This is a genomic window from Nocardia sp. PLKS1-43 (assembly GCF_059510335.1).
Genome location: NZ_JCAJZQ010000003.1, coordinates 787280 through 800024, shown reverse-complemented (window position 1 = coordinate 800024; position 12745 = coordinate 787280). Strand labels below are relative to the sequence as shown.

Sequence of the window (12745 nt, the reverse complement as noted above, 5' to 3'; positions counted from 1 at the left end):
CGGAGGCCAAATACACAGTGGTAGGTTGGCGCGGATACGTACGGGCCGATGTATGGGAGTTCCGCGATGAAGTTTGCCGTTCCCGGGGTAGCGAGCGCTGTCGTCGGAGCCGTGCTGGGCGCGGTCGCGGTGTTCGTGGTGACGGCGGCGGCGGCCCAGAACTCGCGGCCCGACGTCGATCGCAGCGGCAACCAGTCGTCGTCGCTGCTCAACAACGTTGAGTACGGCAGCCGCTGAGTCGCCGACCAACGCTGAGTCCGATCCGGTCGCGCCGCTGGGGCGGCGCTGGGTCGCGGGCACGGTAGTCGGCGCATTCCTGCTGACCTTTCTGCAGGCTCCCGGCCTCACCGTCGCCGACACCAAATACGACCTCGCCCAGAATCCGCTGGGCTTCCTGCGGCGCGCCGCGCATCTGTGGAGCAGTCAGGCCCCCATGGGGCAGGTGCAGAACCAGGCCTACGGCTATTTCTTCCCGCACGGAAGTTTCTTCGCCCTCGGACATGCGCTGGGCCTGCCCGCCTGGGTGACCCAGCGGATCTGGTGGGCGCTGCTGCTCCTGGCCGGCTTCTGGGGCATCGTGCGATTGTGCGAGGTGCTCGGCATCGGCAGCCGCGGTTCCCGGATCGTCGCGGCACTGGCCTTCGCCCTGTCGCCGCGGGTGCTGACCACACTCGGGTCGATCTCGTCGGAGACACTTCCGATGATGCTCGCCCCCTGGGTTCTGCTCGCACCTGCCGCCTTGGGACGTATCTCCAAGTCGCGCAAGGGAATACCGCGGTGGGGCGCGCTGTCCCCGGCCGGCAGCGCGCTGGCGCTGGCGTTGATGGGTTCGGTGAACGCGGTCGCGACGGCGGCGGCGTTCGTGCCCGCGGTGATCTGGTGGGCCTCGTACCGGCCGAATCGGGCGTGGTGGCGGTTCACTCGCGCCTGGATTCCGCTGCTGGCGCTGGGGACGCTGTGGTGGGTGGTGCCGCTGCTGCTGCTGGGCAAGGTGAGTCCGCCGTTCCTGGACTACATCGAATCGTCCGGTGTCACCACCGAATGGGCCTCCCTCGGCGAGGTGCTGCGCGGAACCTCCAGTTGGACGCCGTTCGTCTCGCCGGAACGCATCGCGGGAGCGGTGCTGGTCACCCAGCCCGCGGCGGTGCTGGCGACCGGACTGCTGGCCGCGGCCGGGATGGCCGGTCTGGCGCTGCGGTCGATGCCGCACCGCGGCCGGTTCGTGCTGATCCTGGTGCTCGGGCTGGTCGGGCTCTGCGCCGGATACGTCGGGGATCTGGGCGGTCCGTTCGCCGAATCGGTGCGGGTATTCCTGGATTCCGGTGGTGCGCCGCTGCGCAATGTGCACAAGCTCGAACCGCTGATCCGGCTTCCGCTCATCGTCGGGCTGGCCCATCTGCTGCATCGCGTTCCGCTGCCCGGTGCCGTGCCGATGCCGGTGTGGCGCAGTGCGTTCGCTCATCCCGAACGACAGCGGATGGTGGCGGTGACGGCCTTGATCCTGTGCGCGCTGGCCCTGTCCACCTCACTGGCGTGGACCGGGAAACTCGCCCCGCGCGGTGCGTACGACCGGGTTCCGGCCTATTGGACCCAGACCGCCGACTGGCTGGCCGACCATGCCGCAGACACTCGCGCGCTGGTGGTGCCGGGCGCGCCGTTCGGCAGTCAGATCTGGGGGCTGACCCGCGACGAACCGCTGCAGGCACTGGCCAGAACCCCCTGGGCGGTGCGCGATGCCATCCCGCTCACCCCGCCGGGCACGATCCGGGCGATGGATTCGGTGCAGCGGTTGATCGCCGACGGACGGCCCTCGGCCGGTCTCGCGTCGACGCTGATCGATCAGGGCATCGGAATTCTGGTGCTGCGCAACGATTTGGACCCGGACACATCGCGCTCGACCCGGCCGCTGCTGGCGCACGAGGCGATCGAGGGCTCGCCGGGACTGACGAAGGTGGCCGAGTTCGGGGACGAGATCGTCGCCTCGCACGGCAAGGGGTTGGTCTCCGACGGCGATCTGCGGCCGTCCTATCCGGCCATCGAGATATACCGGGTGAGCGCGCCGCATCCGGGCGAGGCCGCCGATATCCGCAGCGGGTCGGGCGCGCCCGAATCCTTCCCGGGCGCTTATACCGTGCCGCTGAACTCGGTGCCGGTGGTGCAGGGCGGGCCCGAGGTGCTCGAGCGGTTGCGGCGGGACAGCTCCGGGCCGAACGGTCCGGTGCTGCTGTCCACCGATGCCGCGCGAGCCGGATTATCCGGCAACACAACGACTCTCACCGATACTCCGATGGACCGCGAGACCGATTTCGGCCGCGTCGACAATCACAATTCGGCGCTGCGCGCGCCGACCGACGCCCGGCGGACCCGCAATCTGGTGCCCGATTACGCCGTTCCGGGAACGCCGCGGGTCGCCGGGCGGTGGTCGGGGGCGACGATCACCGCCTCGAGCTCGGCTGCCGACGCGACCCAACTGGGCGGCACCGCGCCGGGCAGCTCCACCGCCGCGGCCGTGGACGGCGATCCGTCCACCGCATGGCTCAGCAACAGCGCCGAACACGCTGTGGGCCAGTGGCTTCGGCTCGATCTGGATCATCCCGTCAAGGCGGGGGTGCTGCAGCTGACCACGAGCGCGGCCGCACTGGGTGATCCGGTCGGACTGGTCGAAGTGCGCACCGCACACGGCACTACCGCGGTGCGCGTCACCAAACCCGGTGAGCCCGTTTCGGTTTCACTGCCGCCCGGTCTCACCGGGTGGGTGAGCATCACCGCGATCGAAACCGAGACCGGAAGTCTCGGCGGGCAATTCGGCATCTCCGAGGTCTCCCTCGAGGACTATTCGAACCGGGACGCGCCAGTGCCCGTCGCGATCCGGCACCGCACCGTCCTGCCCGCGGTCCCGGCCGGGACACAGGTGCAGGGCTGGAGCCTGGGACAGGAATTCCCTGGGCGCAGCAGCTGTTTCGACGCGCCCGATCGAGTCCGGTGCAGTAACGGCCTCGCGCTGCCCCCGGAGGAACCGGGCAGGTTCGAACGCACGCTGAACGTCCCGGCGCCGATGAGCGTCACCCCGCGACTGACGGTGCGCGCCCGGCAGGGCCCGTCGCTCGAGGCGCTGCTGACCGACCACGAGCGGCCCATCGCGCGCGGTAAGGCCGACGTCGGCGACCTGCGCGGATCGGCATTCGCCGCCACGGACGGCGATCCGGGTACGAGCTGGGTCGCCCCGCAGGACACGGTGCGGGATCCGGCGGGCCCCAAGCCGACCCTGACCCTCGAACTTCCCGCGCCGGCCCTGGTGAACGGTCTCGAGATCACCCCGCCGCGCGGCGCGCTGCCCGCCCGTCCCACCTCGGTCGCGGTCGATCTCGGCGACGGTCCGCAGGTCCGCGAACTCGACCCCGACGCACCAGCGGGCGAGCCGATCCGAATCCCGCTGCACCCGCACGTCACCGACCGGATCGAACTGAGCATCGCCACCTGGAATGCCGTATTGGACCGCACCGCACTCGGTTTCGATCAGCAACAGCCACCGGGCCTGGCCGAGGTGAACGTCCTGGGCCCGGACTATCCGGCGCCCGCGCGCGGCGACCGCCCGATCACCGTGGATTGCGCGCACGGGCCCACCATCGCCCTTGCCGGACATCTCGTGCACACCACGATCACCGCGACCGCACGTCAATTGCTCACCAGCGCACCGGTTCCCGCGAAGGTCTGCGGTATCGATCCGGTGACCGCTCCCGGACGGACCGCACCCGAGCTTCCGGCCGCCGGGCCCGGGGCGGTCGCGCTGCCGACCGGGGACGTCGACGTCGACGTCGCACCCACCGACCTGTTCTCCGTCGACGAATTGCGTTTGCCGCGCACCGATCCGGCTCCTCGCCCGATCGCGGCTCCCCCCGGCACCCGGCTGTTGGTCCTGCCGCTGAGCACCAACGTCGGCTGGCGCGCCCGCACCGCCGACGGCCACGAACTCACCCCGGTGGTCGTCGACGGCTGGCAACAGGCCTGGCTGCTCCCCGCCGCCGCGCACGGCCCGATCACCGTCGACTTCCCCCTCGACCGCTGGTACCGCCTGGCCATCTTCGGCGGCCTGCTCCTGCTGCTCCCGCTCATCGCACTGGCCCTGCCCCGCCCGCGTCTCCGTCGGCGGCGGCCCGCGCGCGCACCTGTCCCGGTCCCCGAGAACGGTTCGGCCGCAGGCACGCAAAAGCGCACAGGCACGGGCGATGCCGGTGCGCAGCGATCGCCCGCCGAGGACAGCGACACCGATTCACCGGCGAAGGGGGCTGCGGCGCAGGGTGCTTCGTCATCAGGCGAGAACTCCGCGACCGAGGACCGGACGACAGGCGGACCCGCCGACGGAACCCTGACCGAAGACGCTGCGTCGCACGAGGATCCGCCGCCACGCACCTGGAACCCGCGGATACCGGCCATGATCGGGCTGACGATCGCGGTATTCCTGATCTCTGGACCGGTCGCGATCGCGTTGGCCGCGGCCGGTTTCCTCGCCCGGTGGCGGTATCCGCGGATCACGGCGCGAGCGCTGGTGCTGGTTGCCGGAGCGGGGACGATGGTGTCGGCGGCCGCCCTGTCGACCGGGCCGTGGCGTTCGCCGGACGGGTACATGGGCGGGTCGCTGTGGGTTCAGTTCCCGGCTCTGGCGGCGGTGGTCGCGCTGAGTATCGCCGCGATCGCGGATCGGCGGCAGAACTAGCCGACGCGGCGGCGGACCCAGCGCCGGACCGGCTCCTCGATCAGCGCGTAACCGGCGGCCGACAGGGGCAGGGTGAACGCCACGGTCAGCACCAGCACCTGCGGGAACATCCCGTGGAACGGAATGATGCCGAAGATCTGGAACACCACGCTCAGCACCGCCAGATGCCAGATGAAGATGCCGTAGGACCAGCGCCCGATCGTGGCGGCCAGCCGGCTCTGCAGCCACCGATGCCGGGCCTGCCCCAGAATCAGCGGCGCGAGCAGGCCGAAACCGATCAGCGCCCCGAGGCCCATCTTCGCCACGTACTGCCACGGCGCCCCGCGCTCCAGCCCGGCCGGTCCGGCCAGATCGGTGGCGGAGGCCAGCAGGGCGATCAGCGCCAGGGACCACATGACCCAGCGGTTCGCGGCGATCCGGCGCCAGCGCGGTGGATGCGCGACCGGCGTCTCGACCAGTTCGGCCAGCAGCATTCCGCCCGCGAACCAGGGCAGATAGCCGGGCAGCCAGTTGTCGGCGTGGATCGCGTTGGGGGTCGGTACGGGCAGCAGATTCCAGCCCAGGCTGATCAGGCCCAGGGCGAGCACGATCGGCGCGCGCCACCGCGCCCACGGCCCGCGCAACCACACCACCGCGAAGGCCAGCAGCGGCAGCACCAGATAGAAGGCCATCTCCACGGACAGACTCCACATCTGGGTCAGCCCGTCGGTCAGCGTCAACGGCACGAAAACCTGGAGCAACGCCAGATTCGCCAGCCACACTCGCCGCCCCGCCGAATCCGCTGCCGACGGCAGCAGGATCAGCACCGCGCACACCACCACCCAATAGGCGGGCAGGATGCGCGCGGCCCGATGCAGCAGATAGCGCCAGGCGGGCGGTGCGGTCCCGGTACCGCGGGCCGCGGCGGCATGCGGACGCCACAGCAGGAATCCGGACAGCCCGAAGAACACCGCCACGGCCATGTCGAAGCGCTCGAACACGCGCCCCAGCAGCGGAATGCCCGAGGCGCCGGTCTGAAAGGCGACATGGGTCAGCACCACGCCCAGCGCGGCCAGCCCGCGCATTCCCTCGAGCGCCGGCACGAAACCGCGCGCCGCCGCGGGCCGGGGCGCGGCCGATGTGCCGGGCATGATATTGGTCGTGGTCATCGGGTTCCAGTCTGCCGCGTGGTTATCCGCACCAGGATTCGGGATGTTTCCGGGCTCGGATCGGCGCTGGAGGGGTCCGGACTGTTAGTGTCGGGGCTCACGAGTGCTACGCCGTGTCCGCAGCGTTACTCGGAACTGCTTGGTACGACGACGAGGAGAGTTTGCATGGCACTCAGTGCCGGTACCAGAAGGACGGTGGCCTGCGTGCTCGTGGGTCTCGGTGCGCTGCTGATCGTCGCGGCTCTGCTGATCCCGACGTATGCCCTCGGCCAGCTGGCCAAGACTCCCCTCGACCTGGAAATCACCACGATCGCACCGAGCAACGCGAACGCGCCCAGCAAGGTCCTCGACATCAAATCGCTCACCTCGGGCACCGGCGCGGCGAAGGTCAACTCCAATGTGCGGCTGATCTCGCAGCGCTATCTGACCGTCGAGGATCCCTCGGACAAAACCCAGATGACCATCCAGGCCGGTCAGACCCTGCGCAATATCGACGCGCAGGGCGATACCGGTCTGCTGTCGGCGGTCATCGACCGGGTCACCATCAACCGCAAGACCGGAATGCCGGTCGATGACGATCCGAACGGTTCGATCGCGGTGAACACCGACAGCAACGGCAACAGCATCGCCGACCCGGTCCAGCACGACGGGTTGCAGTACCGGTTCCCGATCGGTACCGACAAGAAGACGTACCCGTACTTCGACATCAACGCGCGCAAGTCGTTCGACATCAACTTCGTCGAGCAGACCGAGATCAACGACCTGAAGGTCTACCACTTCCAGCAGAAGATCCCGGTGACCGATCTGTCGAAGGTGGTCAGCGCTCCCAGCAACCAGGTGAGCCTGCCCGCGTCCAAGTGGGGCATCCCCGGCGGTGACACCCCGGTCACGATGGACCGCTTCTACACCAACACCCGCGACCTGTGGGTGGAGCCGCAGACCGGCACCATCATCAAGGGCTCCGAGCAGCTCCACATGTACTACGCGCGCAACGCCGACAAGCCGGACGTCACCGCGCTGCAGTCGACCCTGGTGTTCGACGACAACACGGTGAACTCGCAGATCGCGATCGCCAAGGACAATATGGACAAGCTCTCGCTGTACGGGCGGACGCTGCCGATCATCCTGGGCGTGGTGGGCGTGATCGTGCTGATCGCCGGCCTGGTGCTGGGCCTGCGCAGCAGCGGCACCGAGAAGCCGGGACGCCTGGTTCGGCCGAAGAACCCCAAGGGCGGTGAGACCGTCGAGCCGGGCCGGGGCTCGGGCTTCAATCTCACCGACCAGCCGACGACTCAGATCAAACTGCCGCGCAGGGACATCTGAATATCCCAGTAGCGCAATATAATTCGCCGGTGGCTCCCCGTTACGCGGGGAGCCACCGGCGTTTTCGCAGCTGGTGAGTCGAATACCGTTGCGCCCGACAGTGACCGCGTGACCCACCCGGCGCGGTGATCACGCCGGGTGATCGACCGGCACATCGTGCTCGCGGGCGGCGGCACGCAGTACGACCACGATCATCAGCGCGGCGACGACGGCCACGACCAGCGTCGAGATGCCGATCAGGGCAGGCAGAGTGTGTGCGAACAGGGCGATCGCGGACACCTCGACGGCCAGGCCCACCCAGGTGATCACGGCGGGTGCGGTGCGGTCCAGGGCGATCGCGGACAGCAGTGCGCCCTGCAGCAGGGCCAAGAGTGCGCCGTCGAGGGCGAACAGCCAGAGCCAGTGCTCGATCGGGGCGTAGTCGTGTCCGGCGAACAGCGGCGCCAATGGCGCGAGCACCGCCGCACCCGCCACCGCCGCGACGCCGACACCCAGCAGCACTCCCAGTGCGGCCCGGATCGCGCGGGCCGAATTCTGCGGCTGCGCCATCCGCGGATACAGCACCACACCGACCGCCTGCGGCAGCCAGAACGCGATCTTCGTCGCGATGGCGCCCAGCGCATAACGTCCGGCGTCGTCCCGTTCGAGCACGATCCGCGCCACGATCAGATCCACCGAGGACATCGCCATCAACGCGGCCTGCACCTGCACGGCCCGCAGTACCGCCGACCCGCCCGCGCGGATCCGCAGGGTGTCCGGGACGTCCGATTCCTCGGGGTTCGTGACCCCGGCGGCTGCCCGACGTGCGCCGACGGCCGCGGCGAACAGACCGAGGGCGGCGGCCCAGAGCGCCGCGGCAGCGCCCGCACCGGCGGCCAGCACGACCAGCGCCGGTACGACCCGCGCGACGCCCGCACCGCCGAGCACGGTCGCCAGCGCGCGAAACCTGCGGCCGCCCTGCAGGATTCCCTGTTCCCCGGAGATCAGCACCTGCGCGGGCGCGGCGAGCAGGGCACCGGCGGCAGCGACCGCGCCGACGTGCAGCACCGCACTCACCACGGGCACCAGAACCGCCGCGACGACCGCGACAACCGCCGCGCACCACCACCCCAGCGCTCGCACCGTCGCCGCCCGCGCCCCGCGCACCAGCTCGCGCGCCACGACATTCTGCAGGGCCAACGCCGGAACCGCGCACAGCAGCTGCACCGCCAGCAGACTGGCGAACTCGCTGTATCCCGCCACCCCGAGCCACCGCCCGGCCAGCAACTGCAGCAGATACCCGGCCACATTCGCCGTCATCGCCCCCGCGGTCACCAGGGTCAGATCCGCGACAGCGGGCAGACGACGGACAGCGGGCATCCCGCCATGCTGCCACCTCCAGCCCGCCCCGCGCCGACGCGGCCCGCCGCACACCGAACCGGGCCCACACCCGAGCGGACGCACGGTCGAGTCGCCGACCGGACACGGGCGGACTGAATCGTCGCGGGTAAGGGACCGGCTACGGTTTCAGACCAGCGCCGGTCGGCGTGGCTGTTGTTGAGAGTTAGTGCGCGGCTTCGTATTCAGCCGGTGTCAGGTAGTCCAGCCGGGAATGCAGACGGGCGTTGTTGTACCAGTCGCACACGCGAACGGACCGCACACACGAGCGGACCGCGCGCACGAGCAGGCCAGATACACAAGCCGACCAGACGCACGAACAGACCACACACAAGCGAGCCGGACACACAAGCCGACCGCACACACGAGCAGGCCGCACACAAGAACGGGCCGCGCACACAAGCGGGCCGGACACACAAAGCCGACCGCACACACAAGCCGACCGCACACACAAGCAGGCCGGACGCATGAGCCGGTGGGGTGGGCAAGCGTGGGTGGGGGCGGTGGGGGGAAGCGCACGACGTAGGGTGGCTCAGCGTGACTGGGCGCGGGCGCGGGGTGCGGTGGGGCCGGATCCGGCCTGCCGCGTACAGCCTGCTGTTGGCGTTGGTTGTGGCGGGGCCGCTGCTCGGGCCGGGGTATCTGCTGTTGCGGGACGGGGTGAGTACGCCGCGGTCCTATCCGACCGATTCGGCCCTCGGGTTGGGGGATGCCGCGCCGCGGGCCGTGCCGCAGGACTGGTTGCTCGCGACGGTGTCGTCGGTCGTGGATGGCGGGATCGTGGTGAAGGCGATCCTGGTCGGCGCGTTGTGGGCCGCCGGATGGGGCGCGGCCGCGTTGTCCCGCCGGCTGCTCGGCGTCTCGCTCGGACCGCAGCTGCTGGCCGCCACCATCGCGGTGTGGAATCCCTATGTGGCCGAACGGCTGCTCCAGGGACATTGGAGTCTGCTGGCCGGATACGCCGCCTTGCCGTGGACGGTGCTGGCGGCCATGCGGATCCGGTGCCGCACCGACGAAAGACGCACCGGCACAGAGCAACCGGACCTGAGCCCACAGCGCGACGACGGGAACGCATCCGACGAACCGAGCGAGCACAGCGGGACAACCGAAGACGACGAGACCAGCACGCATTCGAGAACTGTCACACCGAACCGGGCGCGCACACGTCCGAGGGAAAGCAAGCACAGCGGGACAACCGAAGACGACGAGACCAGCACGCGTTCGAGGGCTGTTATATCGAACCGGATGGGCACTCATCCGGAGGAAGGCGAGCACGGCCGGGCGGATACACCCGATACGACGAGCGAGCATCTCCGGGCCCGCGCGAACGGACGGGCCCGCGCGAACGGACGGGGTCACGCAGTTCGGATGTGGCTGGGGCTCGGCGGTTGTCTGGCCGCGGCGGGCTTGACGCCGACCGGTGCGCTGCTGGCGGGGTGTGTGGCGCTGGTCGTGGTCGGCCGGCGGAAACTGGCCGGGACGCTGGGGTTGTGGTGTGTCGCCTCGGCACCGTGGCTGGTGGCCGCCGTGCTCTCGGAGACCGGTGCCGAACCATCGGATCCGGCGGGAATCACGGCGTTCGCCGCACGCGCCGAACCCGGACTCGGCACGATCGGCAGTCTGGCCGGGCTCGGCGGAATCTGGAACGCCCAGGCCGTACCCGGTTCGCGCACAACATTGTTCGCGCTGGTGGCGACGTTCGTGCTGCTGCTCATCGTGGCGGCTGGCATCCGTCGCGTCGCCGCCCCCGGCGATGCCCCGACACGGTACGTCCGTCGTGCGCTGCTGATCCTGGCGGCCGCGGCCATCGTGCTCCCCGCACTCGGCGCGACCGGCTGGGGATTGCACCTCGGCCAATTCCTCGTCACCCGCATCCCGGGCGCCGGATTGCTCCGCGACACACAGAAATACGCCGCCCTGGCCATGCCCGCATTCGCGCTGTGCGCCGCAGCGGGCTGCCGCGCAGTCGCCACGAGGTTCGGATCGGCGCCTGCGGCACCGGCTCGTACTCCGCCAGATCCGCTGGCGCGGAGTCCTTTCGGCGATGCCGCGGACAGCCGGGCCCGCGCCGCCGGGTATCGCGGCCCCGCGACGGGCCCCGACCCGGCAGGAAAAGACGATGTGGCACCCGCAGACGCCGCGGCGCGAAACCGCGACACGGCGCAAGGGAACGACACCGCCCAGCGACCAGCGCCCAGCGACGACCGCGCCCACGACGCGAGGTACACGGCACGAGCGGACGACGCGGCGGGACGGCCGGAATCGGCCGGCTTCACGCGCGGTGCCGGCGGCGGCGGAACCGGTGTGGTGGCGGCGTTGTGCATCGCTGCGTTGATCGTGGTGCTGCCGGATCTGGCCTGGGGCGTCGGTGGGGCGATGCGGGCCGTGCGGTATCCGGCCGGGTGGCAGGCAGTCGCCGAGCGAATGGACGGTCCGGGCGACGTCGCGGTGCTGCCGGGCGGGATGTTCCGCGAATTCCCGTACAGCGGAAGGGTTCCGGTGCTCGATCCGGCGCCGCGCATGCTGCCCCGCGACGTGTTGCAGACCGGGGAGCTGCCGGTGCGCGGCGGCAGCGTCGCGGGCGAAGGCGCGCGGGCGCGGGCGGTGGAGCGGTTGCTGCTGGACGGCGCGGGACCGGACGAACTCGCGGCGCACGGGGTCGGCTGGGTCCTGGTGGAGCACACCTCACCCGGGCCGCTCGGGCGTTCGAGAGCGACTCTGGATCGTTTGACCGCCGTCTACGCCGATCACGAGCTGAGCCTGTACCGGGTACCGCACCCGCACGACGCCGGGGCGAAATCCGCTGGCGCACATCGGTTCATCGCGATCGCCGCACACCTGGCCTGGGCGCTGCTGCTGCTGGCGGGCGCGCTCGCCGCGGCCTACGACCGGTGGCCTATCCGATTTCCCGGACGCGCGGGGCGACCAGGCCGCTGACGTACTCGCCGCGTGCGGCGGCCGACAACACCTCGTGCACGCCGTTCGCGGTCAGCTCCCAGGAGAACTCCCGCGCGCGAGCACGCGCCTTCTCCCCCATCACCGTTCGGGTCTCGGCGGTGGCGAGCAGTTCGCCGACGGCCTCGCTCAGCTGCTCCGGATCGTCCACCAGCAGCCCGGTCACCCCGTCCACGACCGAATCGGTGAGTCCGCGCGAACTGCGATATCCGACCGTGGGCACCCCGTGCTGCGCGGCCTCGATCACCGCCAGCCCCCAGCCCTCCTTGCGCGAGGGCAGCACGTGCACCCATGCGCGCGAGAGCAATTCGTGTTTGCGGGCCTCGTCGACGTGACCGTGGAAGGTCACCGATCCGGCGATATCCAGTTCGCGCGCACGGCTTTTCAGGTTCTCCGCCCACCAGCCGCCGCCGATGACGTCCAGGTGCAGCCCGGGATGCCGGGCCCGCAGCGCGGCCACGACAGCGAGCGCGTCCTCGATCTGCTTGTGCGGCACCAGCCGCGAGAGCACCACGATGCTCGGATGCGATGTCCGGGTCTGCGCCGCACCGGTCGGCACCCGAGCCGGAACGGGTTCGGCGCCGTTGCGCACCACGGCGATTCGCGATCTGTTCACCCCGAGCGAGGCCAATTCCTCGGCGGAGGGCAGCGAGACCGTCAGATACTGATTGCGCCGGTGCGCCCACGGCGACAGCCGCGACTCGATCCACCAGCCGACCCGGCCCACCCAATGCCCGGCGACCGGCCACTGCTCACGATGTCCGTGGTGCACCAGCACCACCGCGGGAGCACGCGTCACCGCCCGCGCGAAGAAGGGAATGCCGTTCTGCGTGTCGATCACCGCGTCGGGCCGCACATCGCGCAGCGGCCCGAGGCCCAGGCGCCCGGCCAGCATCGCCGCCAAGGCCCGCGGATACACCGTGTAACGACCACCGGCCCGGCTGATCTCGATCCCGTCGACCCGCTCCCGCCGCGCCGCGCCGCGATATCGGGCGGTACGCAAGGTCACCTTCACCCCGCGGGCGGCGAGCTGCGCGCCCACCTGCTCCAGATACCGCTCACTGCCGCCGCCCTGCGGATGGCCGGTGTCGCGCCAGCACAGCAGCAACACCTCCCGCACAGCGGCATTCGCCCGCACTGCAGACGCGTAATTCGCGCCTCCGGGATCGGCAACTCCAGTCACCGCGGACGGCCCGCGAGGTCCGGGGTCGAGCACTGCGCACTCCAG

At 70.5% G+C, this 12745-nt stretch carries 7 protein-coding genes and 1 pseudogene; 5 read left to right on the top strand and 3 right to left on the bottom strand.

Annotated features, from left to right (window positions below; translation table 11 throughout):
- The first annotated feature begins 66 nt into the window (after positions 1 to 66).
- Entirely contained in the window at positions 67 to 237 is a 171-nt protein-coding gene (locus AC5WS7_RS15365; RefSeq protein ID WP_083896113.1) for a DUF2613 domain-containing protein, read from the top strand.
- A complete protein-coding gene (locus AC5WS7_RS15360; protein WP_495955124.1) occupies positions 218 to 4714 on the top strand; it encodes an alpha-(1->3)-arabinofuranosyltransferase in 4497 nt (1498 codons plus the stop codon). Before AC5WS7_RS15365 ends, AC5WS7_RS15360 begins: the two co-directional genes overlap by 20 nt.
- Here AC5WS7_RS15360 and AC5WS7_RS15355 read toward each other — a convergent pair.
- Entirely contained in the window at positions 4711 to 5862 is a 1152-nt protein-coding gene (locus AC5WS7_RS15355; protein ID WP_495955123.1) for an acyltransferase family protein, read from the bottom strand. The genes AC5WS7_RS15360 and AC5WS7_RS15355 overlap by 4 nt on opposite strands.
- Before the next feature lie 165 nt (positions 5863 to 6027).
- Between AC5WS7_RS15355 and pgfA the strand changes: the two genes are divergently transcribed.
- Positions 6028 to 7185 carry a cell envelope lipid trafficking protein PgfA gene (gene pgfA / locus AC5WS7_RS15350; protein ID WP_495955122.1) on the top strand — a complete coding sequence of 386 codons (1158 nt, stop codon included), beginning with the start codon at positions 6028 to 6030 and terminating at the stop codon, positions 7183 to 7185.
- 129 nt (positions 7186 to 7314) lie between these two features.
- Here the strand turns inward: pgfA and AC5WS7_RS15345 are convergent, their stop codons facing one another.
- Complete coding sequence (locus tag AC5WS7_RS15345) at positions 7315 to 8544, bottom strand: polysaccharide biosynthesis protein (RefSeq protein ID WP_495955121.1); 1230 nt, start codon at positions 8542 to 8544, stop codon at positions 7315 to 7317.
- A gap of 576 nt (positions 8545 to 9120) precedes the next feature.
- On the opposite strand from AC5WS7_RS15345, the pseudogene AC5WS7_RS15340 reads away from it, so the two are divergent.
- Positions 9121 to 9564: pseudogene (locus AC5WS7_RS15340) on the top strand (hypothetical protein); the annotation flags it as partial.
- Positions 9553 to 11499 (top strand): MmpA family trehalose lipid delivery protein, encoded by a 1947-nt coding sequence (locus AC5WS7_RS15335; RefSeq protein WP_495955205.1) that lies wholly within the window; start codon positions 9553 to 9555, stop codon positions 11497 to 11499. The pseudogene AC5WS7_RS15340 and the gene AC5WS7_RS15335, both read left to right, overlap by 12 nt.
- Here AC5WS7_RS15335 and AC5WS7_RS15330 read toward each other — a convergent pair.
- Positions 11459 to 12637 carry a glycosyltransferase family 4 protein gene (locus tag AC5WS7_RS15330; RefSeq protein WP_495955120.1) on the bottom strand — a complete coding sequence of 393 codons (1179 nt, stop codon included), beginning with the start codon at positions 12635 to 12637 and terminating at the stop codon, positions 11459 to 11461. The two genes, AC5WS7_RS15335 and AC5WS7_RS15330, sit on opposite strands and share 41 nt — an antisense overlap.
- Between the last annotated feature and the right edge of the window lie 108 nt (positions 12638 to 12745).